The following is a 15,931-nucleotide window of genomic DNA, read 5'->3' as shown; positions in this document are numbered from 1 at the left end:
TCAGCTTCACTCCTCCGCTGAGATTTTCCCGATAGCGGCGAGCCGGACTGAACCGGCCTGCGGCTTGAACCGGATCAAAATCCGGCGGTCTTCGCGGGTGACTTGAGTTGTTTCCAGGTAAGTGGCGAGGTCGCCTTCAACCACCACTTCATAGCTGGCAAAATTGTGCTCGATCTTCCGGGGAAAGAAGACGGTCGAGATCTTGCGTTCGGTGATGTCCTTGGAGATCCGGTCGTAGGTATCCAGGATGCTGGCCCGTTCAGCCGGGCCGCTCAGCCGTTCCAACGTGCTGCGTCCGTAATGAAGGGTCCGGGGCGAGCTGTTGTACATCGCGTAGACTGCATCCAGCGCAAGTGCCTCAACATAGCCTTTATCCACTGTTCCGCGCGCCACCATCCCGTCGCTGACGGTGGTTGGCACAAGAACCACCTGATTGGACTGAGACCAAAGTTTGGCCGACAGCATCAGATTGGCAGCAACCAGTGCAACAGTGAGGCCGCCCAGTGCAAACACGGCGCGCCGCGACCTGCTCAAGGCTCTGCCCATGTTTTGAAAGTTCATCACGCCCTCCAGGCGCTGACAGCGCTATCCGGGAAGGAACGGTAAAGGGTGACCTCTTTCGGAGTGATCCAATAGAGAAGCGCCAGCAAGCCCTGCAGTCCGCGCTCGCCTTTCACACGTTTCCAGATGAAATAAAAAGCAAGACCGGCGGCAAATCCTAGAAACGCCTGACGGCCCAAGAGGCCCATGACTACTGGAAACAGCCCGGCCACCGCCTCATCGGCGGGCAGAAAAAAGAACTGCGGCGGGTCTTGCAGCCTCTGTTCCACTTTGACGACGTTGCTCATGCCTCTTCCTTTCAGGAATTGCTTCCCGCACCCGGAGGCGCGGGAAGCAGGTCCAGATCACTGAGTGACGGTTTCCGAAACGGGGGCCTCAACGGCCGACAGCTCCAGAAGGTCGGTGCTTGCCGTCACACCGCCGAGGCTGGTCAGGGTCTGGATGCCGTAGCCCAGGAAGATTGCCACACCCACGGCGATAGCGACCTGACCCCAGCGGCCGGTCACGGCCAGGGTCACGCCGCCGATGATCACAGACAGGATCATGATGACGTAACCACCGGCCCCAGCCAGGATGGTGTTCAGGTCCTGACCGAGCGCATAGAAACCGGCTTCAACACCGGTGTCCGAACCGGCTGCCATAGCGCCGGTGCCTGCCACAGCCACTGCCGCAGCCAGTGCGCCATTCTTCAGGGTCTTCGAAATGTGCATGTCCCTCGTTCCTTTCGTAGTTTTAGATGCACAGAAATAACCCGCGGGTCCGACACCGCGGGATCTCGCCCATTGCAGGCGAAATTCAGAATATTCGTGGGAATTGGATAATTCGGCGCATGCCTGGGCCACAAACATGCGCCGCGCAAACGTTACCGACAGGGAGGTTACGGCACCCAGTTCGCGCTTAGCCCGGATTTTGGTTGCCGCAACTAGCGGCAGTGCAGCAAGTTGGTTAAGTTTCGGATTCCGAACAATCTTTGCCAACTGTACCGAGTTTGGCAGTTGTGTCGTCCGACAAAAACCATGTCGAGATTGTTTGGTTTTCTGGGTTGAAAACCAGCATTGACCCATCGCCATATTCGACGTGATGGCGGGCGAGCAAGCCAGGCCAAAGGTTGAGCTTACGTTCCTCGACAGATCCATCAGGGCGCGTTGCTGTCGAAACCAAGATGTTCTCTTCGGCATCGACCAGATAAACGCAATTGTAGACCGGAGAAACATTTCTCTGACCAACTCTTACAAGGTCATACCGGCAGCGGAATACAGTTCCTTGCTCTCTCCAGAGGCGAACTCCAGCAACAGTAACCAAGGAATAGTGTCTCGCTATCGGCATGGATCGTCTCCCAGTGAGACGATTTCATAGGTGGTTTGACGACCGAAAGAAAGTATACATCCGCCGTTGTACGTTCTTCTAGCCGTCGGACCGCTAGGAAGTCAACCGCTCTGGTTGTACATTTTCTGAGATATGCGTTTCTCGTTTGTGTTGACGACTGAAATGTGCGACGGCAAAAGGGAAGACATATATCCCGGCAACGGAATGGCACAGCTGATCGACGGATGTGCGTAGTCACAGACACGATGACTTTTGGGTGCTCCGGTATGATGGAGTACCCGATATTGCCTCACGATTGCGGGAAAACCCCACCGGTGGTACGGTCGCGACTACTGAAGAAGAGGAATCACAGGGAGCTTACGAGGCACCAAAAAGCGAAACCCCCGCAAGGCGGGGCCTTAACGGGGGATGCATCTAGGATCTTTTCTCACCCCTTTCCTAGCGCATCTCCAACATAGCAGGCAAGCAAAAAACGCATTTGTGCGAACAAAGTTTTTTTGCTGTATAACAAAGGCCTCCCGCCTTGCTTCAATGACATGGAGCAAGAAATTGAGCAGTTACGCCCATGCCTCACAGGATGAGGCCGATAGGTTTCCGGTACTTCCAGGGAACATGCAGCGCAGTGACGTCGAGCGTCTTTTGAGGCGAGTGGCACCTGCAATTGGTATGAATGATGGTCAACTGGCCGTTGTTCTCACCATGATTGATGAAACCCGGCCGTCGGACTGGACAGACCCAACGATGGAACCCGTTTGCTTTTCGATGCAAACAAACATCGCCTACCAAACTGGCAAGGACGAGCGCAGCGTGCGGCGCGTTGAAAAGATCCTTGAACAGAATTTCGGTTTCATCCGTAAGGAAGTGGCTATGAATGGGCGGCGCTGTCGGTACAGGCGGGCCAATGGAGAGGAGTTTCGGCAGGGCATTGTTTTCACCCCGCTGATTGAAGCCATACCTCGCCTTATTCGCCTGGAGGCGGACGTTGCATCCGGTAGGATCGATCGTTCTGTAGTGAAACAAAAAATCAGCGCTGCTAAGCGCCAGGTAAAGTCCCTGCTGATGGAGCTGCAGCCTCGCCACCCAAACAGCCAGGTATTGTCAGAGCTGGCACAACAATTTGTCGGCTGGCCCACCCGCTTCTATGCGTCAGTGTCCGCAAGAGAGCTAAAGGATCACCTCGATGAGGTTGTTTCGGTTGTGGATAAACTCAAAGCATTTGCGTCAACGAAGAATGAAGAGTCCGCTCGACCGGACAAAGATGTCCGCCAATATATACAAGATACAACTCAAGAAAAAATTGTAACTTGTAACGATCCCGTGGATATAAGGACTGCTCGCAAGCGAGCAGACATGATTAAGTCTATGGCACAGCCTACCGGCAGTGCCGACTGCTCAGAAAAGCAGTATGCGAAGCCAGATCGGGTTCACAAGGACGATGTGCATAGGTTCGGCAGCCACTTAACGCTGAAAACGCTATTCAATCTTTGTTCCGACGACATGCAAATGCAGATCATGATTTCCCAAGGAGATCGGCCAAACCTAGACGAACGTGATTTCATCAATGCGGCTATCGACCGGCTGCAACCGTTAGGTATTCACCCCACCGCCTACCGGGATGCAACCGATCAAATGGGTGAAATCGAGGCAATGCTTTGTGTTCTGCTTATCGACAGAAACCGTTTCCACCCAGTCACCCCGGTCTTGAGCCCAGGTGGTGCCCTTCGAGCAATGACCCGAAGACACGCCCATGGAGACCTTCACCTCCTGCAAAGCTTGTTTGGACTAATGAAGCGAGAGACGACTGCATAATTTCAGATCGAAGCATCACTGCCAACTCACCTGAAGTTCTCCAGTGTTCCAGAAGTAGGCAACACCAGTCTTCCCTCTTGTGTCTTCGACCTGGGCCACTGGTATAGCCTGCACTCGAGCACTTCTCTCAATGGCTTGCTCCGGCGAAGCCTGGCCTTCACACGTTTCCAAGGTTTGCGACGCTTTTTCATACCCCCGGAGGGGCTCCCCAAAACGGACCCCCATGGCTTCGATAACTTCTTTGATGCCGTCTTTCATTGGTTCCCACACCATAAAATTGAATCCCGGTGCTAGATACGCTAATCAACGTCAACCGCACGAAACGAACGAAACGCAACGAAACGAAACGAAAACCAAGTGCCTAAGCCATTGATAAAGAACGGTAAGTTTTTTCAATCTCCGCCAAAAAGCGGAAAAACTTTCAAGGAGCTGTTCATTCATGCAACAACTACAGGCGTAGGCCGGCCAGCGAACAAAGATGGTTATCCCATCGGCCCGTGGACACCCGAATTGCTAGCGGATGCCATTTCACAGATTGATGCGAACCGAAAAGGCGTCGATCTGCGGACAGTGCAGCTTTGGTTTGAGAACAACAAAAGGGGAATAGGCCCTACCAACATTCGTTGGCTGGCCATGGTGTTTGGCTGCCGTGACCCTGAGGGAACCAGCGAATGGCAGGTGGAGCTTAGTGCGTCTCAGTCTCGACTGAAGGCACGGAGGAAACAGAAAGAAAAGGCTGGAGGTCTAGGGGAGCAGCCCGCTCTCGATGTCAACCAAGCCGCCGAGCCACAGAATGTCCCTCACGCTCCGAAGCTCGACCAGGCTGCTGCACCCAAAGCGCCAGACGCTGAAAACGTACCGCCAAAGCAGCGTTTTAACCTGGCAAGGGCTTCGGAAGCGCTGTTCAACGGTCGCAGTTCACTGAATTTGCCGGTTGCGATATGGACGACTGGTGGTGTGCTCTGGTTCCTTGCTTTCATTTTTGGTGTCCACAGTGTCACTTACAACCCAGTTGAAGGGCTGGATAAGGAAGTCGGTTTTTATTGGTCGATCAGCTGGACGGTTGGAGAAATGGCTGTGTTGCCACTGTTCCTAATTCTTGTGTCGGAGCTGCTAACATTCTGGAAGGAGGAGCGACTCCCATCGCTCGCAGTGACTAAAACCAGCATCGAGGCGAACAATAGCTGGGAACAGAAAGTGGGTTCGTTCTCATTTTCCTATTGGGCGATTTTCATCATATGTTTTCTAGGAATATTTTTCATTCAATGGTATGGTATTTACCTGCGGCCACTACTGGAGAGTAACTCCGAAAATCCTATGGTTGACTGGATACTTGTCACAATCTCTCGCCCTGAGATTATGTCAATATCGGAGGCGATCTTTGTTTCAATGTTCGCGTTTCTGTATTCTGGCATGATATACTGGTTCTATTTTATCGGTCTGCTATTGCTGTATACTCTGGCAAATGATTTTTATAGAATCTACATTAATCCTGAGCTGCAGCCCAACGAAATCTATCAAAGAAAGATGCGTGCAAACGGAACCAAGATCATGACCGGAATTTTCCGTTGCGTGGTTTTGGGGATTTTGCTTGCTACATGCATCAAGGTGAATGCAGCTTATTTGATTTCGGACGGAGAGACTATCTTAGACTGGCTGATTGGTGATGCACTGACAGCCTTGGGCGTCAACAGCGATGGTTGGTCTTGGCTTGAGCAAAACCCAAGTCCATTTTTCACTAGTTTTCTTCTAACATTCATAACCTGCTTTGTTTTCTTCGCCTGCTTCGCTCAGATTTATTGGGTATTGGACGGATGCTTTCCTTCAAAGGAAGGGCAAAGCCTGAAAGGGAACTCGCAAGTACAAAGGTTGGTAAGCCAGGTTAAGGCATTGTGGTTCAAGATGGTTTCAGTTGTTGTTTTGCTCGCCGTCAATTTTATGGTTGTTGGGAAATTCTATGGTTTTTCGATACTATTGTTCGGGAGTGTAGTAATTTCTGCCTACAGTCTCTTGTGGCGCACTCGGGCTCCTGAAGAGAAATTGAAACAAGCGCATGAACTCAACTGAGCCGGACAAGCAGATGATCATAGATGCTTCCGCGGTATTATGGCTTCCGTGACTGGCGTACTGTCCTGCATCAGTGGTAGGGCGAAGGAAATGAAGACTGGTAGGAATTTAGTTTGATGGAACAAGCAACCTTTTATCCAGAACTGGCAGAGGGGCCTGCAAACGGCAGTGCATATTGGGTACATGCGAAAGACGGTGTTCGCCTGCGTGTTGGATTGTGGAGAGCTGAACAGCCCAGAAAAGGAACAGTTTTTCTGTTCCCTGGACGCGCGGAGTATGTTGAAATTTGGGGTCGTACAGCATCTGCATTCAATGAGTTAGGCTATACGACCATCGTCATTGATTGGCGGGGCCAGGGACTTGCTGAGCGGTTCACAGACGACCGGCGGACAGGGCATGTGAACAGCTTTTCTGACTTCCAGATGGATGTCGCGGCAATGGTCCAAGCTGCAGAAGAGTTGGATCTGCCGAAGCCATGGAACTTGGTCGGACATTCGATGGGCGCATGCATTGGGTTTCGAGCACTGACTGAAGGATTGCCTGTTGAAGCGTGTGCGTTTACCGCCCCGATGTTCGATATTCATCTCTCCGCAGTTGAGCGCATGGCAGCTTGGCCTCTAACCTGGGCCGCTCAAGCCCTAGGAAAGGGGCACAGTTATGCCCCAGGTTATACCGGTGAAACCTACGTTCTCAAAAATGACTTTAAAAACAATAGGCTTACTACTGACTCTGAAATGTATCAGTATTGGGTAGACCAGGCCGAAGCGCAATCCGACCTGCAAATTGGCGGGCCAAGCATGGGGCGGTTGTTCCAGGCGCTCAAGGAGACAAAGAGCCTGTCAAAGGTGCGTTCTCCTGCGGTTCCTTGCATCGCTTTTTGCGGTGACCAAGATGAAGTGGTCAGCATTTCAGCAATTCAAAATCGCATGGAGCGCTGGCCTGACGGGCAGTTTCAGCTGATACACGGCGCCAAGCACGAGCTGTTCTTGGAGTCTTCAGAGGCTCGCGAGAGAATACTGTCCCAAATCTGTGATCTTTTCTCAACGACTTTCATAGACGCAAACGTGGCTTAAAACTGGCTCAACTCCACTTCTCCAATGAGATGGCAGTTAGCAGCGAAAGAGACCTGACCACCGCCGAGTGATAGCTGTAGCAGTTCGGCGGCAGTCAGGTGATTTATTTGGCTCACTTAGAATGTGTAGCCGACTTTGATGCCAGCTGAAATCGCATCGTTTTCCGTGAATGAAGAAACCGAGGTGTCAGCATCGCCGATGTCGATGTAGCGGACGCCGGTTGTCACCTTCCAGCCGTCAACTTCATAAATAGCGGCAAGGCCATAGCTGACATATCCATCACGCCCGGAGAAGTTGCCAACGATATCTCCCAAGTCTTTTTCGTATCCTATGGTGGCCGCGCCGCTCCAGCTTTCGCTAAAACTGTGTGCGATGCCTACCTCATAGGTCCAAATATCGCTGGTCCCCCGTGCAATCGGAGTGTTTACAGCGCCAACGCCTGGAACCAGGGAGAAAAAGTCACCCGGCTGAATCTTGAATTTTGACCATTCGCGCCATTTGACCGAACCAAAAAGCAGGGTGTTGGCCGAGATCCCCGACTGGGCGTGCAGCGTGAAAGACTTCGGAATTTCCACTTGAAATGGTGAACCCGTGTTGTCGCGGAAATCATGCTCAGTTTTTGACTCGTAGGTCGCAGCGATGCGGAACGCGATATCCGGAATTTCATAGGCTACACCTGCAAGGTAGCCCAGCTGATAGTCCTTGTTCACGCTGAGACTGTAGGGGCTGGGCGCAGACGCCGGAGAGACAACGGTAACAGCACCATCAACTCCAATGAACCGCAGGCCGCCATAGACGCTAAATCTGTCATTGACTTGGTACTTGGCCAGGCCGGTGTAGGCGATAGATGAGATCTCTGCGCTCGATCCACCGAAGAAGGCGAGAGGACTGGCGTAGGACACCGACGCTCCAATCGGTTCATCAATGACGAATGCCAGTGAGACACGCTCGTTCAGCTCGTGCTTGTAGCCAAGTGCGTAGGACTTGTAGCTGTTGGTGATGTTCCCGGTTGGACCGGCCGGAATGCCCGGCAAGGCGACACCTGATACCGACGGATTCACAAATGCCGCCGAAAATTCGAGGTAGTTCTTTCCCTTCTGAAACAAGATTTGCGAAGGATCGCCGCGTCGTTCGATTTCCCCAGCCGCAACCATAGTAGCGGAAATAGCGAGAGCGCTTGCCCCCAATGTTACGTTTTTCTTCAAATTCATCTGCAATGTGTGCCTGACAGTTTTCCGAGAGTTTCCATGCCGCTTTGTGCAGCCTGCCGGCCAAATAAATTATGAATGATAGTGTGATCAATCCCTGCGTGCATCCATGGCATTTTGAACAGGGGTGGAACGGGCAAAGTTACCCACAGCGTCCGTTCTCAGATTCTGGCGTCTTCGCCCATGACGCTGCTGAGGCCGCCTCAGATTTCTCGCAAGTTCGAAGATCTGGGCGGCTGGATAACTTTGCCCGTTCGAAGAAGAAGAGATCCGCGCTGGATACGCGGATCGCATGTTCCGTAGGCCGTGGCAGGTCATCGACTGGCTGTGCCAGAATATTATTCGCGCTAAGCGGCCAGTGTCTTTGCTAAAGAAAGCAGATGTGAACGGCTTTTCTCCGGAATCCCGTAGTAGGTCCGCACCAGATCCACTGCTTCTTTGGCGAGCAACTGATTGTTTTCGGCGAGGGCATCACCTCCTGAGGGCGTGCCGCCGTCAAGACCTTCGAAGAAATAGGCTACTTGAACGTCCAGTGCTTCCGCAATCTCCCAAAGCCTTGATGCACTGACACGGTTGGCACCGGTCTCATACTTCTGAACCTGCTGAAACCTCACATCACAGTGTACAGCTAGCTCCTGCTGTGACATGCCTTTCATCCAGCGCCGGTGCCGAATGCGTTTTCCTACATGCTGGTCGATCGGGTTCATGACTTCACTTTCTTGGCAGATTTTGTGGTGCTTCTTTAGCGTTTTCCTGCCTCAGATCAACTTTGGATCGCAGATGGAAAGGGATGAACACGCGATAGTTAGCCGGTTCGGCAAATCCCGTGCTTAAGCACGGGACCGCGCCCTAGCCTGGCGCCGGCAGGCGGCACCAGACCGGAGCCCCCCTGCCCTGTTCTCCCTGCGGCCCGGGTGCGCCGGAATCTGTCTCTCCGAGCCAGCTTGCCGCCGCGGCCGCACGGTCGACCAGGTCACGCGGTCTCCGCCCTTCGGGTCACGGTCGTTCGCTGCGCCTTTTGCAAGAGATAGGAGAAATCCGCGCGACGCGCGCGGTTTGCATGTTTCAGGGGTCGTGGCAGGGCATCGACGGGCTGCGCCCGCTCCCCCCTGCCCCGGCATCATTCATTTGTTTGGTCCGCCCGCATCCTGTGCCGGGCCGGTCAAGGGGCAAGCGCCGCGCTGCGCGCGCCGTTTCCGGGAGGCCCGTGTCCTCGGCTGCGCCTGCGGGCCGCGCCAGCCTCCCTTCAACCCCGTGACAGTCCCGTCCCAGGCCGCAGGCAGGGCTGCGCCCTCCCTGCTCTGCCAGCCGAAAGACACGGGGTCTTTCAGCGGTCAGTGCAGAGAGGCCGCGCCCATCGGCGGAAAGTGGACATCAAGCCCCACCGTCACACCACAAGAGGAAAAATAAATGATCACAGCCACCTATTCGCCCGAAGACAACAAAATCCGTCTTTATCCGTCCGTGCGGCTGGATGATGAAACTTTTCAGCGGGTAAAGGACGCCGGTTTCAGATGGGCGCCGAAACAGGAGCTTTTCGTCGCTCCCAAGTGGTCCTGCAAACGTGAGGACTTGGCCCTTGAATTGGCGGGCGAGATCGAACCGGAAGGAACCACGCTCGCGGAGCGTGCGCAGATGAAGGCCGAGCGGTTGGACGCCCTTGCAGACAAACGCGCTGCGCAGGCCTCTGCTTTCTCCCGCGCTGCGCGCGATATTTCCCAGCGTTTCGAGTTCGGCCAGCCTATCCTGATCGGTCACCATTCCGAACGGAAAGCGCGCAAGGACAAGGAGCGGATGGATAACGCCCTGTCCAAGGCTGCTAAGGCTCATAACGCCATCGGCTATTGGCAGTATCGGGCCGAGGGTGTGGAGCGTCACGCCAACTATAAGAACGACCCTAAAGTGCGCGCGCGCCGGATTAAAACCCTGCTGGCGGAGCTGCGTGACCTGCAGCGCAACCTGAACACGGCGCACAAGGCGCTGGAACTGTGGGAGAAGATAACCACGCCGGAGCAAATCAAGCTGTTCCTTGGCCGCAGTGATATGCACTCTTTCAATCTGTGGTCTTCGGTGGACCGCGGCGAGATCACCCCGGAGGACGCACGGGAGAAGGCCATGGCTGGGGCGCGCTCGATCATCGAAAGCGACAACCTGGCGCGCTGGATCTCCCACACCCTTAACCGCCTTTCCTATGAGCGGGAAATGCTGGGGGAGGTGCCGCGATTTGAGGGTGAGATTACTCCGACGCTCCTGCAAATGTTCGTTCGCGAGCATGGGGCCGACAAACCGAAGGGAGCTAAAGTGGATAGCGACCTCTTCACCGTCGAATGCAAGGCCCCCCTGCCCGCTCACATCGCGCAAGGCACAAGCGTTGAGCTTTCGGGCGATGAATGGCGTGACCTGATGCAGTCTTGCGGTTACGTTCCCCCGGCCAAAAAACCGGCAAAGCCGCCGATCCTGAATTTTAAGGCCGCCAGCGGGAAGATTTCTCTGGTGAACCCGTATCGCCGTGAGGAAATGATTTTACCTCAGGTCGAGCTGACCAAGGCGGAATATGCAAAAATCCACAGCGAGCAGCGTGGAACCCGCCTTTCGATCTGCGGCAACTTCCGGGTTCGGATTGCTCCAAACCCGAAACACGAGGGGCCGCGTTATTCGGCTGGCTGGGCTGCAATCCTGATCACTGACCAGAAGCAGCACGAGGCCCCCGCCAGCTTCGCAGATATGGAGGCGGCACAGTGAACCGCCCGAGCATTTACACCCGCCCGCAAAAGCCCCTGACCATTCCGGTCAGGGCGCGACGGGAACCCGAAGCCCTGGCGAAGATCGAGACCCCCGAGGTGATCACCGTGGACAAAGTGACCGAATGCCACGTTACCCCCGACGACGTAGCGCGCCGGATGGTGGAATACCTCGGCCCTGTGGGGGACTATCTGACGCTTGAGCCAAGCGCAGGAACCGGCCAGCTGGCGCGCGCCCTCATCGCTTCGGGGCATAGTTCCCAGGAGCTGACGCTGATCGAGCGCCACACCAAACTTGCCGCATCGCTTTACGGCATCGCGCCGACAATCAACCGCTGCTTTCTGGAGTACGCGGGCGAGGTGAAAGGCCGGGCCGCGTTTCCTCGCATCATAATGAACCCGCCTTTTCGAGATGTCCGGAAGCACATCGCCGCGGCTCTTTCTCTTCTGGGCCAGGGCGGGCACGATGAACCTGCAACCCTGGTGGCTTTGGTTCCTATCACCTTCAGCCATGACGATGCCGAGGAATTGGAAGTCCTGCCAAACGACACTTTTTCAACGGCAAAAGTTCACACAAAAATAATACGGTTCCGGATTGGTTGAGGCGTTGCCTTTTCTTTGGATCGGCTGAGAAGATTACCCCGCTCCGGCGGGGTTTTTCTATCTTGCCGGGGTCTTGTTGCCCTGCAGCACCGGGGCAATAGCCCCGATACTGCAGGACTGGCGCTGCCCGCGCAGGGGGGCCGTTTCTACGGCCCGAGCGGGCGCCTGAATTTGCGTCCTTGCTCCCTACCCAGCCAGCAATGTATTTGCTCCGTTATGAGAGAATGGCCCAATACCATCCCGCAAGACCTCAAAGAGGCTTTGGAAATTCATGCCCAAGATGATTGGCTGACACCATTTCGATCCTGGTCCAGGAAACACAAACTGCGGCTCAAGTTACAGTGGTTTCCGGAGCTGGAACGAAAAGCGGCTGAACTCCTCAACTGGCGACGGCCACCTTCCCATCAAGACAGATGGGTTGTGATCCGCGAGTGGCTTACGCAAAACGCTGTCAGCCCGCCGGAGAAACTGCCCCAACAGCCCGAGATTCCAAACAGTCTCGCAGGGCACTAAGCCGCGAACAGGCCACGACAGTGAAGCCCAGCTGTTGTAAATGCACTTGCCCTGCGCTCGGATTCCCACCAGGCGCTTTACTTCCAGACAGCCTTCGTCCTGTTCAACATCGCTCGATAATCGTTCACTGTTTCCGAGGTCAACAGTTCCGTTTCGAGTTTACTCAACACCTCCACAGCAGCTTCAGGCGAAAGATGAGCCGTAAACGGTGCGCGGGTTCTTGAAAAGTGGGCCTTGCCGCTTCTCACTGCTTCATCTGTAACTTCTTTAATTTCTCCCGCCCGCTGCATCCGATTGGCCATCAGGAAGTTGGTGCTGTCGCCTACCACAAACATCTTCACTGGGCCCAACATTCTGCCCTCAGCCAAGATCGCCACGAGCGGCAGATTGTCGGCAATGCCATGCCCCAATAGAAAATCTGTTGTCGGTTCGTCTTTGCTTGCGAAGAACGTCACTCGGTCGGTTCGTTCGTCTTGCAACAGTGAAAATACAGCCGACGTGTTTCCAGTAGTGGAATTGTTAGAGATACGTGCCGTGAACATAGGTATTCCCTTTTTAAGTCTTCTGGTCTGGGTTCTTGAAGGGAACTAAGATATGGATATCGGAAAATCTAGGTTACATTACAGTTATTTAGGCAGAAGTTGGTCTTCTCAAGCAACATGCGATAGATAGAGAACAGTCCTGTCCGGGACCAAGCTCTATTCGTGTGTCGGCAAAAACTATTCGCCGCATCTCTGATGAAATGTCATTCCGAAGTGGGCAAATCCCGTGCTGAAGCACAGGAACGCGCCCTAGCCTGGCGCCGGCAGGCGGCACCAGGCCGGAGCCACCCTGCCCCGTTCTCCCTGCGGCTCAAGTGCGCCGGAATCTGTCTCTCCGAGCCAGCTTGCCGCCGCGGCCGCATGGTCGATCAAGACAGGCTGTCTCCGCCCTTCGGGTAACGGTCGTTCGCTACGCCTTGTGCAAGAGACAGGGGAAATCCGCGCGGGGCGCGCGGATTGCATATACTTGGGGTCGTGCCAGGGCATCGACGGGCTGCGCCCGCTCCTCCCTGCCCCGGCATGTTTGCTTATCGTGATCGCAGCCCGCCATGGGCGGTCTGCTGCGCTGCTTTTCCCCGGCGGTCAGGGGGGCGACGAGTTGTTCTGAGGCTTCAGCCGGCTCCGAACGGCGCAGAAGAGATCCGCGCCTGCGCGGATCACATTTTGAGTTTCCTGCCTTCAAGCAGAAAAACGGCTTTCACCCGCAAGCGGGCGAACCTTCCGTTTTTCGGCTGGATCGAAACCAGCTGAAGCCTCGCCACACCTCTTTTGTCGCCCCCCCTCCCTTCCGGGGAAAAACGCGGATGGGTGCGGGTGGCAGGCGTCAGGGCCAATGGGTCGTTTCCTTGACCCATTGGAACAAACCGAAGCGAACGCGGATAGGTCGGGCGAACATCGGCCACCGCATCACCACTTAGGAGGCCAACTATGGCTTTATATCAATGCAACGGGTGCGGAGCAGCGGAAACGCTGACTTCTATGGTGCCTGACTCTTGCTCAGCCTGCGGTTCCCGTGCCGTCGTCAACATGTCCATTCAAGCGGCTGCAATCGCGGAAGCGAACGATGCTTTCCGCGCTGCAATCCCATTCCAAGGGCATCAGACCTATGAGGGGCAGGTGATTTTCAGCGGTGGCGTTGAGGAAAAAGGGATGCTGTTTGTTTCCCTTGCGACCAAGGAAGTCGCTGAATTCACGGACTTTAGCCAATTGAACGATCCGAGCGGTGATCACTCGTTTGGTGTTGTCCACGTCAACGAGACGGAAGTTTTCTGGGCAATCAGCCTCTACAACAAAACTTACGATGCCGCCGCAGACGATCCGCTTGACGATGACGATACGCGGCGTGTGCTCACCATCTACCTGCCCCACGAACACTGAAATCGGCAAAGCCCGTAGGTGCTACCGCGCCGGGAGGGAGGTGAAGTCATGAGCATTGAACAGATCAATCTGCGCAAGCGTGAAGCCTATGCGCTGATCAGAAAGGGAGGTCTCTCCGCCAAGATCGGCCTCGCCTTTCTGAAATCACACGGAGCCGCCTAAGCGGCCACGCCTCAGCCCAAAAGGGCTGGGGCACCAATAACACAAAAATTCACCACGTTACAAGGAATGCCCAAATGTCGAAGCACGAGAACATCAAACCCCTCGAAGCCCGTTTCCCGCTGGAAAAACTGACTCTCTCCCCCATGAATCCGCGTCAGGAAGTACCGGATCAGGACATTAAAGACCTTGCAGGAACCCTCTGGGCCAAGGGCATGATCCAGTGCCTTTCCGGTTATACCGAGGATTTGGACGGGGTCGAGATTGTTGCTGGTGGCACCCGTTTGCGCGCCCTGCAGTATCTGGCCGAGACAAAGCCGGAATTTGCCAAGGTACGGCCCGAACTGGCAAACCCGCTGGTGATGCTGGCACCCGACCGCGAAACCGCCGCCGATTGGGCGAAGATGGAAAACGTGGTCCGCAAGAACCTGCCCCCGGCTCTGGAAATCCGCACCTTTGGCGAAATGCGCGCCGAGGGCAAAGACGTCAGCGCCATTGCCACCAATTTCGGCGTGACTGAAAAGCACGTCTACCGCCGCCTTGCTCTGGCCGATCTGCCGGAGCCAGTTCTTGATGCGCTGGCCGCACAGGAAATCAATCTGAGCATGGCGGCATGTTTCACGATCTGTGACGACGAGGCCCACGCCCTTGCCGTACTGGACCGGGTGCGCGGCGAGAACTGGTCAGATCACCAGCTTAAAAAGCAACTGAAACCCGCCAGCGTGAAAGCGACTGACCGCCGTGTGAAATTCGTGGGCGATGATGCCTACACCGAAGCAGGCGGCAAAATGGGCGGCGATCTGTTTGCCGAGGAAAAGCTGTATGACAGCCCGGAAATTCTGGATGGCTGTTTTCAGGTTGCGCTCGAAGATACTGCCCGCGAAATCGCACAGGCCGAAGGCTGGAAATGGGTCGAACCCATCACCGAGCATTACCTGTGCCATTACACGATGGGGCTGGAGAAATACGAACGTATTTACAGCGAAGGTGCTGATCTGAGCGAAGAACAGTCGGAGCGCTATGACGAGCTTGCCGAACTGGCAGAGGGCGAAGTTCTGGACGAGGACGGACAGGCCGAGCTTGCCGACCTGCAGAAGATCATCGACGGGGAATATTCCGAGGCACAGAAAGCCCATGCCGGTCTTTACATCTATGTGAACCATCAAGGCGTGTTGGAGCGCTCTGGCGAAATGGTCCGACCCGAAGACAAGCAAGACGCCGTTGCAGCGGGTGTTCTCAAAGCGTCAGCCGGTTCCGCCGCCCCTGCAACGCCGAAGTCTCCGATTTCTCAGGCGCTGCGCGACGACCTGAACCGCGTTGCAAAGGGTGCGCAGCAACACGCGATCCTGCGCGATCCGGACTTGATGATTGACCTTCTGGCCTATCAGTTAAGCCATGAAATGCGGTGGTCCAACCCGTTCGGCCTGTCACAAAGCTATGTGCCGAATTGGCCCAGCACTGAGGCGGCAGGCTATGAACTGGACGAGCGGCTGACCACGAACCCGGCCCGCGATATGTACGATGCCAAAGACCTTGGCGCATCGTTTCGGGCGTTCCGCAAGAAAGGCGCAGAGCATATTCGCGGCGAACTGACCCGCTTCCTTGCAGCCCAATATCAGGGCGGTGATGCGAAGCTGGCGGCGATGATTGCCAAGGAAACAAAGCCCAGCATCCGCGAAGTCTGGACGCCGACCGCTGAGAACTTTTTCAGCCGCGTGGGTGGTCCCTACATGAACCAGATTTGGCGCGACCTGCTGGACCTTGCCGAAGATCACCCGACTGCAACGAGCTTTGCCAAGCTGAAAAAAGGCGAGAAGGCGGAAAAGCTGGAAAGCCTGTTTACCAGCGCTGAGACACGCAAGGCGCACAACGTCACCGACGAGCAGTCCGCGAAGATCGACGCATGGTTGCCCGAGGGCATGGAATAAGGCCGCTGGCAGGGCGTTAACGCG

15 protein-coding genes are annotated in these 15,931 nt (G+C 55.2%); 7 read left to right on the top strand and 8 right to left on the bottom strand.

Translation table 11 applies throughout. The annotated features are described in order from the left end of the window. Positions 1-6 precede the first annotated feature (6 nt). The 4 genes from A9D60_RS11510 to A9D60_RS25495 form a co-directional block, all read right to left on the bottom strand. Positions 7-561: a TraE/TraK family type IV conjugative transfer system protein gene (locus A9D60_RS11510; protein WP_083194170.1), complete on the bottom strand. Its 555-nt coding sequence runs from the start codon at positions 559-561 to the stop codon at positions 7-9. Continuing rightward, on the bottom strand, positions 561-848 hold the full coding sequence (gene traL, locus A9D60_RS11505; RefSeq protein ID WP_065267734.1) for a type IV conjugative transfer system protein TraL: 288 nt from the start codon (positions 846-848) through the stop codon (positions 561-563). The genes A9D60_RS11510 and traL overlap by 1 nt, the downstream gene beginning before the upstream one ends. A 57-nt stretch (positions 849-905) precedes the next feature. Then, a complete protein-coding gene (locus A9D60_RS11500; protein WP_065267733.1) occupies positions 906-1,271 on the bottom strand; it encodes a hypothetical protein in 366 nt (121 codons plus the stop codon). Positions 1,272-1,506: 235 nt separating this feature from the next. After that, positions 1,507-1,887 (bottom strand): hypothetical protein, encoded by a 381-nt coding sequence (locus A9D60_RS25495; protein ID WP_254656680.1) that lies wholly within the window; start codon positions 1,885-1,887, stop codon positions 1,507-1,509. 531 nt (positions 1,888-2,418) lie between these two features. On the opposite strand from A9D60_RS25495, the gene repC reads away from it, so the two are divergent. Continuing rightward, the gene (gene repC / locus A9D60_RS11495; RefSeq protein WP_175392952.1) at positions 2,419-3,696 is read left to right on the top strand and encodes a replication initiation protein RepC; all 1,278 of its coding nucleotides are present in this window, start codon (positions 2,419-2,421) and stop codon (positions 3,694-3,696) included. A gap of 15 nt (positions 3,697-3,711) precedes the next feature. On the opposite strand, the gene A9D60_RS11490 is transcribed toward repC, so the two are convergent. Beyond that, complete coding sequence (locus tag A9D60_RS11490; protein WP_065267731.1) at positions 3,712-3,954, bottom strand: hypothetical protein; 243 nt, start codon at positions 3,952-3,954, stop codon at positions 3,712-3,714. 99 nt (positions 3,955-4,053) lie between these two features. Here A9D60_RS11490 and A9D60_RS11485 point away from each other — a divergent pair, with 99 nt between their 5' ends. Together A9D60_RS11485 and A9D60_RS11480 are read left to right on the top strand one after the other, a co-directional pair. Further along, positions 4,054-5,763, top strand: a complete 1,710-nt coding sequence (locus A9D60_RS11485) for an RcgA family putative transporter (RefSeq protein WP_141117901.1) — start codon at positions 4,054-4,056, stop codon at positions 5,761-5,763. Between the two features lie 116 nt (positions 5,764-5,879). Further along, complete coding sequence (locus A9D60_RS11480) at positions 5,880-6,836, top strand: alpha/beta hydrolase (protein WP_065267729.1); 957 nt, start codon at positions 5,880-5,882, stop codon at positions 6,834-6,836. A gap of 116 nt (positions 6,837-6,952) precedes the next feature. Here A9D60_RS11480 and A9D60_RS11475 read toward each other — a convergent pair whose 3' ends face one another. Both A9D60_RS11475 and A9D60_RS11470 read right to left on the bottom strand, forming a co-directional pair. Next, positions 6,953-8,047 carry an OmpP1/FadL family transporter gene (locus A9D60_RS11475; RefSeq protein WP_065267728.1) on the bottom strand — a complete coding sequence of 365 codons (1,095 nt, stop codon included), beginning with the start codon at positions 8,045-8,047 and terminating at the stop codon, positions 6,953-6,955. A 344-nt stretch (positions 8,048-8,391) separates the two neighbouring features. Continuing rightward, positions 8,392-8,751 carry a helix-turn-helix domain-containing protein gene (locus A9D60_RS11470; protein WP_065267727.1) on the bottom strand — a complete coding sequence of 120 codons (360 nt, stop codon included), beginning with the start codon at positions 8,749-8,751 and terminating at the stop codon, positions 8,392-8,394. 703 nt (positions 8,752-9,454) lie between these two features. Here A9D60_RS11470 and A9D60_RS11465 point away from each other — a divergent pair. Together A9D60_RS11465 and A9D60_RS11460 are read left to right on the top strand one after the other, a co-directional pair. After that, complete coding sequence (locus A9D60_RS11465) at positions 9,455-10,786, top strand: DUF3560 domain-containing protein (RefSeq protein ID WP_065267726.1); 1,332 nt, start codon at positions 9,455-9,457, stop codon at positions 10,784-10,786. Then, positions 10,783-11,388: an SAM-dependent methyltransferase gene (locus tag A9D60_RS11460; protein ID WP_065267725.1), complete on the top strand. Its 606-nt coding sequence runs from the start codon at positions 10,783-10,785 to the stop codon at positions 11,386-11,388. Before A9D60_RS11465 ends, A9D60_RS11460 begins: the two co-directional genes overlap by 4 nt. A 590-nt stretch (positions 11,389-11,978) precedes the next feature. Here the strand turns inward: A9D60_RS11460 and A9D60_RS11455 are convergent. Then, positions 11,979-12,443, bottom strand: coding sequence for a hypothetical protein (locus A9D60_RS11455; RefSeq protein WP_141117900.1), 465 nt, complete (start codon positions 12,441-12,443; stop codon positions 11,979-11,981). A gap of 1,026 nt (positions 12,444-13,469) precedes the next feature. Between A9D60_RS11455 and A9D60_RS11450 the strand changes: the two genes are divergently transcribed. Next, positions 13,470-13,820 carry a DUF3768 domain-containing protein gene (locus tag A9D60_RS11450; protein ID WP_175392950.1) on the top strand — a complete coding sequence of 117 codons (351 nt, stop codon included), beginning with the start codon at positions 13,470-13,472 and terminating at the stop codon, positions 13,818-13,820. 236 nt (positions 13,821-14,056) lie between these two features. Next, on the top strand, positions 14,057-15,907 hold the full coding sequence (locus tag A9D60_RS11445) for a ParB/RepB/Spo0J family partition protein (RefSeq protein WP_065267722.1): 1,851 nt from the start codon (positions 14,057-14,059) through the stop codon (positions 15,905-15,907). Positions 15,908-15,931: the final 24 nt, after the last annotated feature.

Source organism: Leisingera sp. JC1, from assembly GCF_001679925.1.
In the GTDB taxonomy this organism is placed as follows: Bacteria; Pseudomonadota; Alphaproteobacteria; order Rhodobacterales; family Rhodobacteraceae; genus Leisingera.
This window is presented reverse-complemented; position numbering and strand designations above follow the sequence as displayed.